This is a genomic window from Saccharothrix coeruleofusca (genome assembly GCF_017876325.1).
GTDB classification, from domain to species: Bacteria; Actinomycetota; Actinomycetes; order Mycobacteriales; family Pseudonocardiaceae; genus Actinosynnema; species Actinosynnema coeruleofuscum.
The window spans coordinates 4,517,106-4,535,151 of record NZ_JAGINV010000001.1 but is presented as its reverse complement, the minus strand read 5'-3'; the positions used below and the strand labels follow the sequence as shown (position 1 = coordinate 4,535,151).

Below are 18,046 nucleotides of genomic sequence, written 5' to 3'. Positions count from 1 at the left end.
ATACCGTGCAGGTCAGCCCGGTCGCATCCGGGTGTCCGACGTCCTTTAAGGACCCGTCCAGCGAGGCGGGGAAGGAGGTCCAGCCGTGGCGCCACGTCAACGTGGCGCGACGGACCCGGCCGGTGAGCGCGAGCTCCTGTCGGCCGGCGACGTCGCGCGCACCGTCGCCCGAATGGCCCATCAGATCATCGAGAAGACCGCCCTTGATGCACCCAGCGCACCCGAAGTAGTCCTGATGGGGATTCCGAGTCGGGGTGCCCCGCTGGCCCGCAGGCTGGCCGCCCGGATCGCCGAGTTCAGCGGCGTCGAGGTGGCCGTCGGCACCCTGGACGTGACCCTCTACCGCGACGACCTGCGCCGCGGCCCGACCCGTCCGCTGGAGGCCACCTCGCTGCCCGAGGGCGGCGTGGACGACCGGCTGGTGGTGCTGGTCGACGACGTGCTGTTCTCCGGCCGCACGGTCCGGGCGGCGCTGGACGCCCTGCGCGACCACGGCCGCCCGCGCTCGGTGCAGCTGGCCGTGCTGGTCGACCGGGGCCACCGCGAGCTGCCCATCCGGGCCGACTACGTGGGCAAGAACGTGCCGACCGCGCGCTCGGAGGACGTGGCCGTGCTGCTGGAGGAGTTCGACGGGCGCGACGGGGTGGTGCTGCGGTGAGGCACCTGCTGTCCACCGAGGGCATCGACCCGGCTCAGGCGACCGCGATCCTGGACACCGCGGCCAACCTCAAGCGGGCGCTGCTGGGCCGGGAGGTCCGCAAGCTGCCGACGCTGCGGGGCCGGACCGTGATCACGATGTTCTACGAGAACTCCACCCGCACCCGCGTGTCGTTCGAGATCGCGGGCAAGTGGATGAGCGCGGACGTGGTGAACGTCTCAGCGGGCGGCTCCAGCGTCGGCAAGGGCGAGTCGCTGCGCGACACCGCGCTGACCCTGGCCGCGGCGGGCGCGGACTGCGTCATCGTGCGGCACCCGGCCTCGGGCGCGGCGCACCGGCTGGCGGGCTGGCTGCGCGAGGCGGGCACGTCGGTGGTCAACGCGGGCGACGGGATGCACGAGCACCCCACCCAGGCCCTGCTGGACGCGGCCACGCTGCGGGAGCGCCTCGGCGAGGACCTCACCGGCCGCCGGGTCGCGATCGTCGGCGACGTGCTGCACAGCCGCGTGGCCCGCTCCAACGTGCACCTGCTGACCGCGCTGGGCGCGGAGGTGACGCTGGTCGCCCCGCCGACCCTGCTGCCCGCGGGCGTGGCGGACTGGCCGGTGTCCGTCTCGCACGACCTGGACGCCGAGCTGCCCAGCCACGACGCCGTGATGCTGCTGCGGGTGCAGGCCGAGCGGATGCACGGTGGCTTCTTCCCGTCGTCCCGCGAGTACTCCATCGCCTACGGCCTCAACGAGCGGCGACTGGGCCTGCTGCCCGAGCACGCCGTGGTGCTGCACCCCGGCCCGATGCTGCGCGGCATGGAGATCGCCTCGGCGGTCGCCGACTCGCCGCGCGCCGCGATCACCGACCAGGTGCGCAACGGCGTGCACGTGCGCATGGCCGTGCTGTACCACCTGCTTGCCCACGAGGAGGAGAGTTCGTGAGCCCCTTGCTGATCAGGGGAGTCCGGCCCTACGGCGAGGGCGACCCGGTGGACGTGCTGGTCCGCGACGGCGTCATCGCCGCGATCGGCTCCCCCGAGGACGGCGGCGCGGAGGTGCTCGACGGCGGCGGCGCGGTGCTGCTGCCCGGTTTCGTCGACCTGCACACCCACCTGCGGGAACCGGGGCGCGAGGACACCGAGACCATCGCCACCGGCTCGGCCGCCGCGGCGCTGGGCGGCTACACGGCGGTCTTCGCGATGGCCAACACCGACCCGGTGGCAGACAACGCCGTGGTGGTCGAGCACGTGCGGCGGCGCGGCCAGGAGGTCGGCCTGGTCGACGTGCACCCGGTCGGCGCGGTGACCGTCGGCCTGGGCGGGAGCAAGCTCGCCGAGCTGGGCACCATGGCCAAGGCGGGCGTGCGGGTCTTCTCCGACGACGGCGTGTGCGTGCACGACCCGCTGCTCATGCGGCGCGCGCTGGAGTACAGCAAGGCCCTGGACGTGGTGATCGCCCAGCACGCCGAGGAGCCGAAGCTGACCGTCGGCGCGCAGGCGCACGAGGGGGAGCGGGCGTCCCGGCTGGGGCTGGCGGGCTGGCCCGCCGCCGCCGAGGAGTCGATCGTGGCGCGCGACTGCCTGCTGGCGCTGCACGCCGACGCGCGGCTGCACGTCTGCCACGTCTCCACCGCGGGCACCGCGGACGTGCTCAGGTGGGCCAAGGCGCGCGGCACGCGGGTCTCCGCCGAGGTCACCCCGCACCACCTGCTGCTGACCGACGAGCGGCTGGCCACCTACGACCCGGTGAACAAGGTCAACCCGCCGCTGCGCACCGAGGACGACGCCCTGGCGCTGCGCCGCGCGCTGGCCGAGGGCGTGATCGACTGCGTGGCCACCGACCACGCGCCGCACGCCGTGCAGGACAAGGACTGCGAGTGGTCGGCGGCCCGGCCGGGGATGCTGGGCCTGCAGACCGCGCTGTCGGTGGTGGTCGCGACCATGGTGGAGACCGGGCTGCTGGACTGGCGCGGGGTGGCCCGCGTGCTGTCCGAGCGGCCCGCCGAGATCGCGGGCCTGGCCGACCAGGGCCGCCCGATCGCGGTGGGCGAGCCCGCCAACCTGGTGCTGGTGGACCCGGACGCCCGGTGGACCGTGCGCGGCGCGGACTTCGCCAGCATCGCCGCGAACACGCCCTTCGAGGGCATGGAGCTGCCCGGCGCGGTGGTGGCGACGCTGCTGCGCGGGCGCGTGACCGCGCGGACGGGAAGGATTCCCGCATGACCCGCCTGCTGCTCACCCTCGCCGTGCTGGCGTTGTTCCTGCTCTGCCTGTACGGCATGTGGCGGGGCTGGCAGCGCCGCGCCCGCCGCCAGGCCGAGGCGCTGCCCGCGTTCCCGTCGCCACCCGCCGATCCCGGTGTGGCCACGATGGAGACCACGGGCGTATACGTCGGCACGACGATCGGCGACGACTGGCAGAACAGGGTGGCCGTCGGTGACATCGGCCACCGCGCCGAGGCGGTGCTGAGGCTGACCGAGCGCGGTGTGCTGGTGGACCGGACCGGGGCGAGCCCGCTGTGGATCCCCGCGGAGGACGTGCGCGGGGCGCGCACCGCGCGGGGGCTGGCGGGCAAGGTGATGGCCGCGGACGGCCTGCTGGTCGTCCGCTGGCAGCTCGGGGAGCAGGTGTTCGACACCGGCTTCCGGGGTGACGACAAGGACGTGTACGAGCAGTGGGTGAACGCGCTGAACGCGGGAGGACGGGCATGACGAACGCGGCACTGGTACTGGAGGACGGCCGCGTCTTCCGCGGCGAGGCTTACGGCGCGACCGGCGCCGCGCTGGGCGAGGTGGTGTTCTCCACCGGCATGACCGGCTACCAGGAGACCCTGACCGACCCCTCCTACCACCGCCAGATCGTGGTGCAGACCGCGCCGCAGATCGGCAACACCGGTTGGAACGACGAGGACGACGAGTCGGGCCGGATCTGGGTCGCCGGGTACGTGGTGCGCGACCCCGCGCGGGTGCCGTCGAACTGGCGCTCCCGGCGCGGCCTCGACGAGGAGCTGGTGCGCCAGGGCGTGGTGGGCATCTCCGGGCTGGACACCCGGATGCTGACCCGCCACCTGCGCGAGCGCGGCGCGATGCGCGCGGGCGTGTTCTCCGGCGACGAGCTGGGCACCGACGAGGAGATGCTGGCCCGCGTGCGGTCGGCGCCGGAGATGACCGGCGCGGACCTGGCGGGCGACGTGACCACCGCCGAGCCGTACGTGGTGCCCGCGATCGGCGAGCGCCGGTTCCGGGTGGCCGCGCTGGACCTGGGCATCAAGTCCAACACCCCGCGGATGATGGCCGCGCGCGGCATCGAGGTGCACGTGCTGCCGCTGTCGTCCTCGGTGGAGCAGGTGCTGGAGCTCGAACCGGACGGGGTGTTCCTGTCCAACGGGCCGGGCGACCCGGCCACCCAGGCGCACGCGGTCGAGCTGACCCGCGGCGTGCTGGACCGGCGGGTGCCGCTGTTCGGCATCTGCTTCGGCAACCAGATCCTGGGCCGGGCGCTGGGCCGGGAGACCTACAAGATGCGCTACGGCCACCGCGGCATCAACATCCCGGTGATCGACGTGGCCACCGGCAAGGTGGCGATCACCTCGCAGAACCACGGCTTCGCCCTGGAGGGCGAGCCGGGGGAGGAGTTCGTCTCCGACTTCGGCCGCGTGCAGCTGAGCCACTTCTGCCCCAACGACGGCACGGTGGAGGGCGTGCGGGCGCTGGACGTGCCCGCCTTCAGCGTGCAGTACCACCCGGAGGCGGCGGCCGGTCCGCACGACGCCGCGCCGCTGTTCGACGAGTTCGTGACGATGATGGACGAGGGTCGCTGATGCCGAAGAGGACTGATCTCAAGCACGTGCTGGTCATCGGCTCCGGCCCGATCGTCATCGGTCAGGCGTGCGAGTTCGACTACTCGGGCACCCAGGCGTGCCGGGTGCTGCGCGAGGAGGGCATCCGGGTCTCCCTGGTCAACTCCAACCCGGCCACGATCATGACCGACCCGGAGTTCGCCGACGCCACCTACGTCGAGCCGATCACCCCGGAGTTCGTGGAGAAGGTGATCGCCGCCGAGCGGCCCGACGCGGTGCTGGCCACCCTGGGCGGCCAGACCGCGCTGAACACCGCCATCGCGCTGCACGAGCGCGGGGTGCTGGAGAAGTACGACGTCGAGCTGATCGGCGCGGACGTCGACGCCATCCAGCGCGGCGAGGACCGGCAGATGTTCAAGGACATCGTGCGCAAGATCGGCGCGGAGGTGCCGCGCAGCGCGGTGTGCCGGTCGATGGCCGAGGTCCGCGAGACCGTGGCGGAGCTGGGCCTGCCGGTGGTGATCCGGCCCTCGTTCACCATGGGCGGGCTGGGCTCGGGCATGGCGCACACCGAGGAGGAGCTGGAGCGGCTGGCCGCCACCGGCCTGGCCGAGTCCCCGGTGACCGAGGTGCTGATCGAGGAGAGCGTGCTCGGCTGGAAGGAGTACGAGCTCGAACTCATGCGCGACCGCAACGACAACGTCGTGGTCGTGTGCTCGATCGAGAACATCGACCCGATGGGCGTGCACACCGGCGACTCGGTGACCGTGGCCCCGGCGATGACCCTGACCGACCGCGAGTACCAGCACATGCGCGACGTGGGCATCGCGGTCATCCGCGAGGTCGGCGTGGACACCGGCGGCTGCAACATCCAGTTCGCGATCAACCCGGACAACGGGCGCATGGTCGTGATCGAGATGAACCCGCGGGTGTCGCGCTCCTCGGCGCTGGCGTCGAAGGCGACCGGCTTCCCGATCGCCAAGATCGCCGCGAAGCTGGCCATCGGCTACACCCTGGACGAGATCCGCAACGACATCACCGGCGAGACCCCGGCCAGCTTCGAGCCGACGCTGGACTACGTCGTGGTCAAGGTGCCGCGGTTCGCCTTCGAGAAGTTCCCCGGCGCGGACCCGACGCTGACCACGACGATGAAGTCGGTGGGCGAGGCGATGGCCATCGGCCGCAGCTTCATCGAGGCGATGGGCAAGGCGCTGCGCTCGATGGAGACCAAGGCGGGCGGCTTCTGGACCCGTCCCGACCCCGACGTGACGCTGGAGTCCACGCTGGACGCGCTGGGCACCGGTCACGACGGCAGGCTGTACACGGTGGACCGCGCGCTGCGCCTGGGCGCGACGGTGGAGCAGGTGTCGCGGGCCTCCGGCATCGACCCGTGGTTCGTCGAGCAGCTGGCCTGGCTGGTGGAGCTGCGCGCCGAGCTGGAGTCCGCACCGGTGCTGGACGAGCGCCTGCTGCGCAAGGCCAAGCGGGCGGGCCTGTCCGACCGGCAGATCGCCGCGCTGCGGCCCGAACTGGCCGGTGAGGACGGCGTGCGGGCGCTGCGGCACCGGTTGGGCGTGCGGCCGGTGTTCAAGACCGTGGACACCTGCGCGGCCGAGTTCGCCGCCCGGACCCCCTACCACTACTCGGCCTACGAGCTGGACCCGAACGCGGAGTCCGAGGTCACCGAGCAGCGGGAGCGGCCCAAGGTGCTGATCCTGGGCTCGGGTCCGAACCGGATCGGCCAGGGCATCGAGTTCGACTACTCGTGCGTGCACGCGGCCATGGCGCTGCGCGCGGCCGGGTACGAGACGGTGATGGTCAACTGCAACCCGGAGACCGTCTCCACCGACTACGACACCTCCGACCGGCTCTACTTCGAGCCGCTGACCTTCGAGGACGTGCTGGAGGTCGTGCACTCCGAGCGGGCCTCCGGCGAGGTCGCGGGCGTGGTGGTGCAGCTGGGCGGGCAGACCCCGCTGGGCCTGGCGCAGCGGCTGGCCGACGCGGGCGTGCCCGTGGTGGGCACCCCGCCCGAGGCGATCAACCTGGCCGAGGACCGCGGCGCGTTCGGCGAGGTGCTCACCCGCGCCGGGCTGCCCGCGCCCCAGTACGGCACGGCCACCTCCTTCGACGCCGCCAAGGCCATCGCCGACCGGATCGGCTACCCGGTGCTGGTGCGCCCCTCCTACGTGCTGGGCGGGCGCGGCATGGAGATCGTCTACGACGAGGAGTCGCTGCGCGGCTACATCCAGCGCGCCACCGAGGTCAGCCCGGAGCACCCGGTGCTGGTCGACCGGTTCCTCGACGACGCCATCGAGATCGACGTGGACGCCCTGTTCGACGGCGAGGAGGTCTTCGTCGGCGGGGTGATGGAGCACATCGAGGAAGCGGGCGTGCACTCCGGCGACTCGGCCTGCGCGCTGCCGCCGATCACCCTGGGCGAGAGCGACATCGACAACGTCCGCCGCTCCACGCTGGCCATCGCCCGCGGCATCGGCGTGCGCGGCCTGCTCAACGTCCAGTACGCGCTCAAGGACGACGTGCTCTACGTGCTGGAGGCCAACCCGCGCGCCTCGCGCACCGTGCCGTTCGTGTCCAAGGCGACCGCGGTGCCGCTGGCCAAGGCCGCCGCGCGGATCATGCTCGGCGCGACCGTGGCCGACCTGCGCGCGGAGGGGATGCTGCCCGCCACCGGCGACGGCGCGAAGCTGCCCGCGCACGCCCCGGTGGCGGTCAAGGAGGCGGTGCTGCCCTTCCACCGCTTCCGCACCCCCGAGGGCAAGGGCGTGGACTCGCTGCTGGGCCCGGAGATGAAGTCCACCGGCGAGGTCATGGGCATCGACGTGTCCTTCGGCACCGCCTTCGCCAAGTCCCAGGCCGCCTCCTACGGCTCGCTGCCCACTTCGGGCAGGGTGTTCGTCTCGGTGGCCAACCGGGACAAGCGGGCGATGATCTTCCCCGTCAAGCGGCTGGCCGACCTCGGCTTCGAGGTGCTGGCCACCACCGGCACCGCCGAGGTGCTGCGCCGCAACGGCATCCCGTGCACCGTGGTGCGCAAGCACTTCGAGGGCGAGGGGAACATCGTCGACGCCATCCTGGCGGGCGACGTGGACATGATCATCAACACCCCGTACGGCAACAGCGGGCCGAGGGTGGACGGCTACGAGATCCGCACCGCGGCGGTGGCCAGGGACATCCCGTGCGTCACCACGATCCAGGGCGCGGCGGCGGCCGTGCACGGCATCGAGGCGGCCATCCGGGGCGACATCGGCGTGCGGCCGCTGCAGGCCCTCCAGGCCGCGCTGCGGGGTGACCGGTGAGGTTCGGCGAGCGGCTGGCCGCCGCGGTGGCCCGGCGCGGGCCGCTGTGCGTGGGCATCGACCCGCACCCCGGCCTGCTGGCGTCCTGGGGGCTGCCCCAGGACGCCTCCGGGCTGGAGCGGTTCGCGCTGACCTGCGTCGAGGCGTTCGGCGACGAGGTGGCGGTGGTCAAGCCCCAGTCGGCGTTCTTCGAGGCCCACGGGTCCAGGGGGGTGGCCGTGCTGGAGCGCGTGCTGGCCGGGCTGCGGGACGCGGGCGCGCTGGTGCTGCTGGACGCCAAGCGCGGCGACATCGGCTCCACCATGGCCGCCTACGCCGCCGCCTACCTGGCCGACGGCTCGCCGCTGGCGGCCGACGCGGTGACCCTGTCGCCCTACCTGGGCTTCGGCTCGCTGGCGCCCGCCCTGGAGGCCGCCGCGGCAGGCGGCCGGGGCGTGTTCGTGCTCGCCGCGACCTCCAACCCGGAGGGGGCGTCGGTGCAGCGCGCCGAGGGTGCGGACGGGCGCAGCGTGGCGCAGGCGGTGGTGGACGAGGCGGCCCGCGCCAACGCGGGCGCCCACCCGCAGGGCGATGTGGGCCTGGTGGTCGGCGCGACGCTGGCCGAGCTGGGCTTGGACCTGTCCGCGCTCAACGGCCCGGTGCTCGCGCCGGGCTTCGGCGCGCAGGGCGCCACGGTGGCCGACCTGCGCGCCCTGTTCGGTCCTGACCTGCGCGGAGTGCTCCCCACCTCGTCCCGCGACGTGCTCCGGCACGGCCCCGACACCGCCTCCCTGCGGTCCGCGGCGCGCCGGGTGCGCGACTCGCTGGCGCTGTGATCGCGGTCAAATCGCGACACGCTGCGCGTGGTCCGCTCACCTGCGCAAACGCTGCCTGGTACGGTCCTCCCCACCGACTGGTCCATGATCTGCCGAACGCATACCACACCGGTGGTGTGCACAGCGTTACCGGTGGCGGTGACGAACCGGTCGGTGGGTGTTGGTACTACTACCACCCGCCGCACCACCGAGACGCTGTGAAGATTTACCTGACTGGGTGACAACGGACCCGTGTTGTACTCAGGCAATTGCGCTCGGTACGGTCGCGGCACCGATCCAGAATTGAAATTCCCACACCACGGAGGAAATCGTGGCCCTTCCCCAGCTTACCGAGGAGCAGCGGGCCGCAGCGCTGGTGAAGGCTGCTGCCGCTCGTCGCGCTCGGGCTGAGCTCAAGGAGCGCCTCAAGCGTGGCGGCACGACTCTGACGGACGTGCTGAAGGCCGCCGAGAGCGACGAGGTCCTTGGCAAGATGAAGGTGTCCAACCTGCTCGAGGCGCTTCCCGGCGTCGGCAAGGTGCGTGCGCAGCAGATCATGGAGCGGCTGGAGATCGCTCCGAGCCGTCGGCTGCGCGGCCTGGGTGAGCGGCAGCGCAAGGCGCTGCTCACCGAGTTCAGCGCCGAGTGAGTGGTGGCACCGAGGCGGGGCCGGGCGCACGCGCCCGGTCCCGCCTCACCGTCCTGTCCGGTCCCTCCGGCGTCGGCAAGTCCAGCGTGCTGGCCGAGCTGCGCCGGATGGCACCGCGAGTGCACTTCAGCGTCTCGGTGACCACCCGGAAGCCGAGGCCGGGCGAGGTCGACGGGGTCCACTACCACTTCGTGGACGCGCCGACCTTCCACCGGATGGCCGCCGGCGGCGAGCTGCTGGAGCACGCCGAGTTCGCGGGCAACTGCTACGGCACCCCCAGGGCGCCGGTCGAGCGGGCGCTGGCCGCGGGCCTGCCGTCGCTGCTGGAGATCGAGTTGCAGGGGGCCCGCCAGGTCCGGGCCGCGATGCCCGAGGCCCAGCTGGTGATGCTGGCCCCGCCCTCCTGGGAGGACCTGGTGCGCAGGCTGACCGGCCGGGGCACCGAGGACCCGGAGGTGGTCGCCCGCAGGCTGGCCATCGCCAAGCAGGAGCTGGCCGCCGAGCCGGAGTTCGACGAGGTCGTGGTGAACGCCGACGTTCGGTCCGCCGCCACCCGATTGCTAGACTTGGTGGTCGGCCCGGTGCCCGGCGCGTGAGCAGCGCGCGCCGAGCGGCACGGGACGACCCCAGCCGACACACCAACCGCAGGAGCGTTGACGAGTGACCACGCACACCGAGCTGGGCCCGCTGGCGGGTTCCCCGGAGGGCATCACCAACCCGCCGATCGACGACCTCCTGGAGCAGGTCAGCTCGAAGTACGCGCTGGTGATCTACGCGGCCAAGCGGGCGCGCCAGATCAACGACTACTACGCCCAGCTGGGCGAGGGGCTGCTGGAGTACGTCGGCCCGCTGGTCGAGCCGGGCCCGCGCGAGAAGCCGCTGTCGATCGCGCTGCGGGAGATCCACGCGGGTCTGCTCGAGCACACCGAGGGCGAGTGACCGAGACCCCGGATGCCCCCGCGCGACCCCGCGTGATCCTCGGGGTGGGTGGGGGCATCGCCGCGTACAAGGCCTGTGAAGTGCTGCGCAGGCTCACCGAGTCGGGTCACGACGTGCGCGTGGTGCCGACGGCGGGCGCGCTGGAGTTCGTCGGCGCGGCCACGTTCGAGGCGCTGTCCGGGCAGCCGGTGCGCACCGGCGTGTTCGCCGACGTGCCCGAGGTGCCCCACGTCAAGCTCGGGCAGGGCGCGGACCTGGTGGTGGTGGCCCCGGCCACGGCGAACCTGCTGGCCAAGGCCGCCCACGGGCTGGCCGACGACCTGCTGACCAACACCCTGCTGACCGCGCGCTGCCCGGTACTGCTGGTGCCCGCGATGCACACCGAGATGTGGGAGCACCCGGCCACCCGTGACAACGTGGCGCTGCTGCGCTCCCGCGGCGTGGTCGTGGCCGAGCCCGCCAGCGGCAGGCTGACCGGCAAGGACACCGGCAAGGGCAGGCTGCCCGACCCGGCCGAGATCGTGGAGCTGTCCCGGTTGCTGCTGGAGCGCGCCGACGCGCTGCCGCGCGACCTGGAGGGCGTGCGCGTCGCGGTGTCGGCGGGCGGCACCCGCGAACCGCTGGACCCGGTGCGCTACCTGGGCAACCGCTCGTCGGGCAGGCAGGGCTTCGCGCTGGCGCGGGTGGCCGCCCAGCGCGGCGCGCGGGTGACGCTGGTCGCCGCGCACACCGCCGACCTGGGCACGCCCGCGGGCGTCGACCTGGTGCGCGTGGGCACCGCGGAGCAGTTGCGCGAGGCCATGCACGCGGCGGCCGCCGAGGCCGACGTGGTGGTGATGGCCGCCGCGGTGGCGGACTTCCGGCCGGTGGCACCGGCCGAGCACAAGATCAAGAAGAGCGACCGCGATCCCGACCCGGTCGCGCTGACCCGCAACCCCGACGTCCTGGCCGAGCTGGTCGCCGCGCGGCGCCCCGGCCAGGTGGTGGTGGGTTTCGCCGCGGAGACCGGCGACGCCGAGGCGGGCGTGCTGGAGCACGGGCGGGCCAAGCTCAAGCGCAAGGGCTGCGACTGGCTGGTGGTCAACGCCGTCGGCGACGGCCGCGCGTTCGAGGTGGAGGACAACGCGGGCTGGCTGCTGTCGGCCGGGGGTTCGGAAACGCCCATCCCGCACGGGTCGAAGGCCCACCTGGCGTCCGCATTGTGGGACGCAGTCGTCCGTACTAGTAATTTCTGAGGTGTCGCGCGCCGTAAGCTGGGTCTCCCAGCCCAGGTCGATGAGTCGAGGGAGTGCCGTGAGCCAGCACAGCAGCAGGCTGTTCACCAGTGAGTCGGTGACCGAGGGGCACCCGGACAAGATCTGCGACGCGATCAGCGACTCGATCCTGGACGCGCTGCTGGCCAAGGACCCCCGGTCGCGGGTGGCGGTGGAGACGCTGGTCACCACCGGCCAGGTGCACGTGGCGGGCGAGGTCACCACCGAGGCCTACGCCGACATCCCCTCGATCGTGCGGGACAAGATCCTGGAGATCGGCTACGACTCCTCGGCCAAGGGCTTCGACGGGCACTCGTGCGGCGTGAACGTGGCCATCGGCTCGCAGTCGCCGGACATCGCCCAGGGCGTGGACACCGCCTACGAGCAGCGGGTCGGCGACGCCGAGGACGAGATCGACAAGCAGGGCGCGGGCGACCAGGGTCTGATGTTCGGCTACGCGTGCACCGACACGCCCGAGCTGATGCCGCTGCCGATCGCGCTGGCGCACCGGCTGTCGCGGCGGCTGGCCGCGGTGCGCAAGGACGGCACCGTGCCCTACCTGCGCCCGGACGGCAAGACGCAGGTGACCATCGAGTACGCGGGCGACCAGCCGGTGCGGCTGGACACCGTGGTGGTGTCGACCCAGCACGCCGACGGCGTGGACCTGGAGCGGCTGCTCGGGGTGGACGTGCGCGAGCACGTGGTGGCCCCGGAGATCGCCGACCTGGGCCTGGACACCTCCGACGTGCGACTGCTGGTCAACCCGACCGGCCGGTTCGTCATCGGCGGCCCCATGGGCGACGCGGGCCTGACCGGCCGCAAGATCATCGTCGACACCTACGGCGGCATGGCGCGGCACGGCGGTGGCGCGTTCTCCGGCAAGGACCCGTCGAAGGTGGACCGCTCGGCGGCGTACGCCATGCGCTGGGTGGCCAAGAACGCCGTGGCGGCGGGCCTGGCCTCGCGCATCGAGGTCCAGGTGGCCTACGCCATCGGCAAGGCCGCGCCGGTGGGCCTGTTCGTGGAGACCTTCGGCACCGAGACGGTCGACCCGAGCAAGATCCAGCAGGCCATCACCGAGGTGTTCGACCTCCGGCCCGCCGCGATCATCCGCGATCTGGGCCTGCTGCGCCCGATCTACGCCCCGACCGCGGCCTACGGCCACTTCGGCCGCACCGACATCGCCCTGCCCTGGGAGAGCACCGACCGCGCCGACGCCCTCCGCGCCGCCGCGGGCGCCTAACCCCGCCACACGCCTCCACACGCCCGTCACCGGTGTCACCCGGTTGCGGGCGTGTTGGGCGTGTCGCCCCCGCGAGTCGAAGAGCGTTATTCATAGCTTCTGAGCTGGGCTGGTAGCGCAACAGCCCTGTCCGGGTAGGGTCGGTTTCCTTCCACAGAAACGATCCACCACGAGGCAGGGCTGTTGCGCTACCAGTCTACGACCGGGCTCGACCATGATCAGATCCGGGAGTTGGTCGCCCGTGTCCACCAGCTCGTCCACTCCCGCCAACCGCCGGTGGGGCGGCCGCCGTTGCTGGGCCTGTACCGGCAGGTGCAGTTGACCCTGGTGCTGCTGCGTCAGAACCTGTCCCAGACCGTGGCCGCGGACTGGTTCGGGGTCAGCCAGCCCACCGTCTCCCGCGTCTTCCGGCGCATCACACCCCTGATCGAGCAGGCGCTGTGCCTGCACACTCCACCCCTGCCCGCAGCGCTGACCGGGCGGGTGGTGCTGGTGGACGGCACGTTGATCCCGACCGGCAACCGGGCCGGGCACAAGCAGAACTACAACGGCAAGCGCCACAAGGCCGGTCTGGGCGTGCAGGTACTGGCCACCCTCGACGGCGTCCTGCTCGACGTGGCCGCCCCGGTGGCGGGACGCACCCACGACCGACTGGCTTTCACCGAAGCCGGCTACGACACCCTGCCGGCCGACACCCCGACCATCGGCGACCTGGGCTACCAGGGCACCCCGGCCATCCGACCCCGCCGCAAACGCCCCGGACACAAGACCCACACCCCCGAAGACGAGGTGTGGAACACCGGCATCAAACAGATCCGCTGGGCCGTCGAACAGGCCATATCCCACTTGAAGAACTGGAAGATCCTCGCCACCGGCTACCGGGCACGTCTGGCCGAACTACCCGACATCATCCGCATCGTCGCCACCCTGGAGTACTACCGCCTCGGCTGGCAACCCCTCTGAATAACGCTCGAACGCTCAGACACCCTGAATTCAACATTCGCGCACCCCAAGCCGCGCTTCTGCGCCCACGGACCGCGCTTCCGCGCCCTGACCGGCGCTTCCGCGCCCCTCGGGCAGTACTTACCGGCCCTCCCACACCCGCCGGGTAGTACTTGCCGACGCACCAGGGGCGCGCGCAGCGGGGTGCCCGCGAGCGTCGTCCTTGGCGACCTGCCGCGCGGCGAGTGCACCTTTGCTGGATAACTCAACCCGAACGACGAACTCAGGGGTCCTGAGCGTTCGACTCGCGGTACCTGGACGTTCGACTCGCGGGTGGTGCGAACGCGGGGGTGGGGGGTTGGGGGTGGGGGCGGGTGGGTACTCGAACGCACGTTCGAGTTGAAGGGAGACGCGCGTGAACCGCACACCGGAGAAGGACCCGGACGACTGGACCACCGGGGACGAGCCGATGACCGGACCGCAGGAGTCCTACCTGCACACCTTGGCGCAGGAGGCGGGCGAGCAGGTGCCCGAGGAGCTGACCAAGGGCGAGGCGTCCCGGCTGATCGACCAGTTGCAGCAGAAGACCGGCCGGGGGCAGTAGCGCTGTCGGGGGTCTCTGGTACACCTCAGCACGTGGCGGCCAAGACGACGACCAGGCGCGGGGAGCGGGTTCCCGCCGCGACGCTGCCCGTCGCGCGGGTGTGCGTGGACGTGCCGCTGCCGCACCTGGACCGGCCGTTCGACTACCAGGTCTCCACCGAGCAGGACGAGGCGGCGGTGCCCGGCTGCCGGGTGCGGGTGCGCTTCGCCGGGCAGCTGGTCGACGGGTACCTGCTGGAGCGGGTCGAGTCCAGCGACTACGGGCGCAAGCTGACCTTCCTGGACCGGGTGATCTCCCCGGAGCCGGTGCTCGCGCCGGAGGTCGCCGAGCTGGCCCGCGTGGTCGCCGACCGGTACGCCGGGGCGCTGGTGGACGTGCTGCGCATGGCCGTCCCACCGCGCCACGCGCGGGTCGAGGCGCAGCCGTCCCCCGAGCCCGCGCCGCCTCCGGCCGCCCCGGAGCGGACGGGCTGGACCCGCTACCCGTTCGGCGCGAACTTCCTGGACGCGCTCAAGGCCGGGCGGCCCGCGCGGGCGGTGTGGCAGGCGCTGCCCGCCGAGGACTGGCCCGCGCGGCTGGCCGAGGTCGTCGCGACGGTGGCCAGCACCGGCCGGGGCGCGCTGGTGGTCGTCCCCGACCACCGCGACGTGGCCCGGCTGCACGCCGCCTGCGCGGCGCTGGTCGGCCCGGACGCGGTGGTCGCGCTGTCGGCCGACCTGGGGCCCGCCGAGCGGTACCGGCGGTGGCTGGCCGTGCGGCGCGGGTCGGTGCGGGTGGTGCTGGGCACCCGTGGCGCGTCCTTCGCGCCGGTGCACGACCTGGGCCTGGTGGCGGTGTGGGACGACGGCGACGACCTGCACGCCGAGCCCCGGATGCCCTACCCCAACGTGCGTGACGTGCTGGTCCAGCGCGCCCACCTGAGCGGGGCGGCGCTGCTGGTCGGCGGGTTCGCCCGGACCGCCGAGGCGCAGCTGCTGGTGGACAGCGGGTGGGCGCACGAGATCGTGGCGGCGCGGGAGGTGCTGCGGGCGGCGGCTCCGCGCGTGGCGGCGGTGGGCGACAGCGACTGGCAGGAGGTCAAGGACCCGGCCGCGCGGTCGGCCCGGCTGCCGTCGATCGCCTTCGAGGCGGCGCGGGCGGCGCTGGCGGCGGATGCCCCGGTGCTGATCCAGGTGCCGCGCCGGGGCTACGTGCCCGCGCTGGCCTGCGGCGCGTGCCGGGCGCCCGCCCGGTGCCGCCGCTGCGCCGGGCCGCTGGCCCTGCCGGGTGGTTCGGACGACGGCGTGCCCCGGCCCGCCTACTGCCGCTGGTGCGGGGCCACCGAGGCGGCGTTCCGCTGCCCGGCGTGCGGTTCGCGGCGGCTGCGCGGCCAGGTCATCGGGGCCCGGCGCACCGCCGAGGAGCTGGGCCGGGCGTTCAGCGGGGTGCCGGTGCGCACCTCCGGTGCGGACGAGGTGCTGGCCTCGGTGCCCGGTGGGGCCGCGCTGGTGGTGTGCACACCGGGGGCGGAGCCGGTGGCCGAGGGCGGTTACGGCGCGGCGCTGCTGCTGGACGGGTGGGCGCTGCTCGGCCGGGCCGACCTGCGTGCCGCGGAGGAGGCGCTGCGCCGCTGGATGACCGCCGCCGCGCTGGTCCGGCCCGGTTCCGAGGGCGGGCGCGTGGTGGTCGTGGCCGAGTCCTCGCTGGCCCCGGTGCAGGCGCTGGTGCGGTGGGACCCGGTGTGGCACGCCAGGCAGGAGCTGGCCGCGCGCGGCGAGCTGGGGTTCCCGCCCGCGGTGCGGATGGCGACGGTGGACGGCTCGCCCGACGCGGTCGCCGGGCTGCTGGACGAGCTGCGGCTGCCGGAGTCGGGCGAGGTGCTGGGGCCGGTGCCGCTGGGCGAGGACCGCGAGCGGGCGCTGGTGCGGGTGCCCAGGGAGCGGGGCCGTGCGCTGGCGTCGGTGCTGGCGGAGGTGCTGGCCGTGCGCAGCGCGCGCAAGGAGCCCGATGTGGTGCGGGTCAAGCTCGACCCGCTCGAAGTCCTCTGACCGTTCGGTCAGGAGTGGTTCTCTTTCCGACCGGGGTGGGGTAGAAGGGGATGATGCTCCGGTCGACCGCGATCCTCGTCCTCGTCGCCGCCCTGCTCAGTCCCACCGGCACCGCCCACGCCTCCACCGCCGCGCCGCGCGTGCCCGAGGCGGTCGGGTTCGGCGGGGTGGTCTCCAGCATCGACCCCGACGCCTCCCAAATCGGGGTCGACGTGCTGCGGCGCGGCGGCAACGCCGTCGACGCGGCGGTGGCCGTGGCAGCGGCTCTGGGCGTCACCGACCCGTTCTCCGCGGGCGTGGGCGGTGGCGGCTTCTTCGTCCACTACGACGCCCGCACCCGCCGGGTGTCCACGCTGGACGGCAGGGAGACCGCGCCCGCCGGCGCCGACGAGGACCTGTTCGTGGAGGACGGGAAGGCCATCCCGTTCGCCGAGGCGGTGACCAGCGGGCTGTCCGTCGGCGTCCCCGGCACGCCGATGACGTGGCAGCGGGCGCTGCGCCAGTGGGGGACGCTGTCGCTGGACCAGGCGCTGCGGCCCGCCGAGCAGCTGGCCCGGCGGGGGTTCACCGTCGACGCGACCTTCCACCGGCAGGTCGGCGACAACGCCGCGCGGTTCGCCGACTTCACCTCCACCAGGCAGCTGTACCTGCCCGGTGGAGCGCCGCCAGCGGTCGGCAGCACCTTCCGCAACCCCGACCTGGCCGACACCTACCGCGAGCTGCGGGAGCGCGGCGTGTCCGCGCTCTACCGGGGGGACATCGGCCGCGACCTGGTGCGGACCGTGCGGCAGCCGCCGCTGGTCCCCGGCGCCACCCGCGTCGTCCGGCCGGGCGACCTGACCGCCGCCGACCTGGCCCGCTACGACGTGCCGCTGCGCGAGCCCACCCGGACCCGCTACCGCGACCTGGACGTCTACGGCATGGCCCCGCCGTCCTCCGGCGGCACCACGGTGGGCGAGGCGCTGAACATCCTGGAGACCACGCGGCTGTCCGCGGAGTCGCCCGAGCAGTACCTGCACCGCTTCCTGGAGGCCAGCAGGCTGTCCTTCGCCGACCGCAACCGGTGGGTCGGCGACCCGGCGTTCACCGACGTGCCTGCGCGGGAGCTGCTGTCCCAGCGCTTCGCCGACAGCCGCGCCTGCCTGATCTCGCCGACCAGGGCGATGACCGGCACCGTCGCGCCCGGCGACCCGCGCAGGCCCGCCGCGTGCGGCACCGCCGGGCAGCAGGCGCCGACGCCGTACGAGGGCACCGACACCACGCACCTCACCGTGGCCGACCGCTGGGGCAACGTGGTGGCGTACACGCTGACCATCGAGCAGGAGGGCGGCAGCGGGATCGTGGTGCCCGGTCGCGGGTTCCTGCTCAACAACGAGCTGACCGACTTCTCCTTCACCCCGGTCACCCCCGGCGTGCCCGACCCCAACCTGCCCGGCCCCGGCAAGCGCCCGCGCTCCTCGATGAGCCCGACGATCGTGCTCCGGCACGGCGAGCCGGTCCTCGCGCTCGGCTCGCCTGGCGGGGCCAGCATCATCACCACGGTGCTCCAGGTGCTGACCGAGCGCTTGGACCGGGGCCGCTCGCTGCTCGACGCGGTGGCCGCGCCGAGGGCGTCGCAGCGCAACGCCGCCACGACGCAGGCCGAGGCGGCGTTCCTGGCCACCCCGGAGGCGGCCCGGCTGGAGGCGCTGGGGCACCGGTTCACCTCCACCGCGGAGATCGGCGCGGCCACGGCCGTCGAGCGGCTGCCCGACGGCCGCTGGCGCGCGGTCGCCGAACCCACCCGCCGCGGCGGCGGTGCGGCCCGCGCCGTCATCCCCCGCTGACCC

16 protein-coding genes are annotated in these 18,046 nt (G+C 73.5%); all 16 read left to right on the top strand.

What is annotated here, in order from left to right:
- Positions 1 to 85 precede the first annotated feature (85 nt).
- The 16 genes from pyrR to ggt all read left to right on the top strand — a co-directional run bounded on the left by pyrR (position 86) and on the right by ggt (position 18,043).
- On the top strand, positions 86 to 658 hold the full coding sequence (pyrR, locus tag JOF41_RS19985; RefSeq protein WP_189224692.1) for a bifunctional pyr operon transcriptional regulator/uracil phosphoribosyltransferase PyrR: 573 nt from the start codon (positions 86 to 88) through the stop codon (positions 656 to 658).
- Complete coding sequence (locus tag JOF41_RS19980) at positions 655 to 1,590, top strand: aspartate carbamoyltransferase catalytic subunit (protein WP_189224691.1); 936 nt, start codon at positions 655 to 657, stop codon at positions 1,588 to 1,590. Before pyrR ends, JOF41_RS19980 begins: the two co-directional genes overlap by 4 nt.
- Positions 1,587 to 2,870 carry a dihydroorotase gene (locus tag JOF41_RS19975; protein ID WP_209621099.1) on the top strand — a complete coding sequence of 428 codons (1,284 nt, stop codon included), beginning with the start codon at positions 1,587 to 1,589 and terminating at the stop codon, positions 2,868 to 2,870. Before JOF41_RS19980 ends, JOF41_RS19975 begins: the two co-directional genes overlap by 4 nt.
- Positions 2,867 to 3,358, top strand: coding sequence for a PH-like domain-containing protein (locus JOF41_RS19970; protein ID WP_209621096.1), 492 nt, complete (start codon positions 2,867 to 2,869; stop codon positions 3,356 to 3,358). The genes JOF41_RS19975 and JOF41_RS19970 overlap by 4 nt, the downstream gene beginning before the upstream one ends.
- A complete protein-coding gene (gene carA, locus JOF41_RS19965) occupies positions 3,355 to 4,467 on the top strand; it encodes a glutamine-hydrolyzing carbamoyl-phosphate synthase small subunit (RefSeq protein WP_189224688.1) in 1,113 nt (370 codons plus the stop codon). Before JOF41_RS19970 ends, carA begins: the two co-directional genes overlap by 4 nt.
- Positions 4,467 to 7,766: a carbamoyl-phosphate synthase large subunit gene (gene carB, locus JOF41_RS19960; RefSeq protein WP_189224687.1), complete on the top strand. Its 3,300-nt coding sequence runs from the start codon at positions 4,467 to 4,469 to the stop codon at positions 7,764 to 7,766. The genes carA and carB overlap by 1 nt, the downstream gene beginning before the upstream one ends.
- Positions 7,763 to 8,581, top strand: a complete 819-nt coding sequence (pyrF, locus tag JOF41_RS19955; protein WP_189224686.1) for an orotidine-5'-phosphate decarboxylase — start codon at positions 7,763 to 7,765, stop codon at positions 8,579 to 8,581. Before carB ends, pyrF begins: the two co-directional genes overlap by 4 nt.
- A gap of 310 nt (positions 8,582 to 8,891) precedes the next feature.
- Positions 8,892 to 9,209 carry an integration host factor, actinobacterial type gene (gene mihF / locus JOF41_RS19950; RefSeq protein WP_189224685.1) on the top strand — a complete coding sequence of 106 codons (318 nt, stop codon included), beginning with the start codon at positions 8,892 to 8,894 and terminating at the stop codon, positions 9,207 to 9,209.
- Positions 9,206 to 9,805, top strand: coding sequence for a guanylate kinase (gmk, locus tag JOF41_RS19945; protein WP_189224684.1), 600 nt, complete (start codon positions 9,206 to 9,208; stop codon positions 9,803 to 9,805). The genes mihF and gmk overlap by 4 nt, the downstream gene beginning before the upstream one ends.
- Before the next feature lie 64 nt (positions 9,806 to 9,869).
- Positions 9,870 to 10,148 carry a DNA-directed RNA polymerase subunit omega gene (rpoZ, locus tag JOF41_RS19940; protein ID WP_189224683.1) on the top strand — a complete coding sequence of 93 codons (279 nt, stop codon included), beginning with the start codon at positions 9,870 to 9,872 and terminating at the stop codon, positions 10,146 to 10,148.
- Positions 10,145 to 11,383: a bifunctional phosphopantothenoylcysteine decarboxylase/phosphopantothenate--cysteine ligase CoaBC gene (gene coaBC / locus JOF41_RS19935; protein WP_209621093.1), complete on the top strand. Its 1,239-nt coding sequence runs from the start codon at positions 10,145 to 10,147 to the stop codon at positions 11,381 to 11,383. Before rpoZ ends, coaBC begins: the two co-directional genes overlap by 4 nt.
- A 58-nt stretch (positions 11,384 to 11,441) precedes the next feature.
- Positions 11,442 to 12,644, top strand: coding sequence for a methionine adenosyltransferase (metK, locus tag JOF41_RS19930; protein WP_209621090.1), 1,203 nt, complete (start codon positions 11,442 to 11,444; stop codon positions 12,642 to 12,644).
- A 183-nt stretch (positions 12,645 to 12,827) separates the two neighbouring features.
- Positions 12,828 to 13,607, top strand: coding sequence for a transposase family protein (locus tag JOF41_RS19925; protein ID WP_209621087.1), 780 nt, complete (start codon positions 12,828 to 12,830; stop codon positions 13,605 to 13,607).
- A 448-nt stretch (positions 13,608 to 14,055) separates the two neighbouring features.
- Positions 14,056 to 14,190, top strand: a complete 135-nt coding sequence (locus tag JOF41_RS19920; RefSeq protein WP_229795933.1) for a DUF3072 domain-containing protein — start codon at positions 14,056 to 14,058, stop codon at positions 14,188 to 14,190.
- A gap of 32 nt (positions 14,191 to 14,222) precedes the next feature.
- Positions 14,223 to 16,217 carry a primosomal protein N' gene (locus JOF41_RS19915; RefSeq protein WP_189224679.1) on the top strand — a complete coding sequence of 665 codons (1,995 nt, stop codon included), beginning with the start codon at positions 14,223 to 14,225 and terminating at the stop codon, positions 16,215 to 16,217.
- Between the two features lie 53 nt (positions 16,218 to 16,270).
- Positions 16,271 to 18,043, top strand: coding sequence for a gamma-glutamyltransferase (ggt, locus tag JOF41_RS19910; RefSeq protein ID WP_189224678.1), 1,773 nt, complete (start codon positions 16,271 to 16,273; stop codon positions 18,041 to 18,043).
- The last annotated feature ends 3 nt before the right edge of the window (positions 18,044 to 18,046 follow it).

Coding starts and splice junctions, on each gene's coding strand:
- ggt (WP_189224678.1), top strand. CDS start 16,271: ATGCTCCGGTCGACCGCGATCCTCGTCCTCGTCGCCGCCCTGCTCAGT.
- JOF41_RS19920 (WP_229795933.1), top strand. CDS start 14,056: ATGACCGGACCGCAGGAGTCCTACCTGCACACCTTGGCGCAGGAGGCG.
- carB (WP_189224687.1), top strand. CDS start 4,467: ATGCCGAAGAGGACTGATCTCAAGCACGTGCTGGTCATCGGCTCCGGC.
- carA (WP_189224688.1), top strand. CDS start 3,355: ATGACGAACGCGGCACTGGTACTGGAGGACGGCCGCGTCTTCCGCGGC.
- JOF41_RS19970 (WP_209621096.1), top strand. CDS start 2,867: ATGACCCGCCTGCTGCTCACCCTCGCCGTGCTGGCGTTGTTCCTGCTC.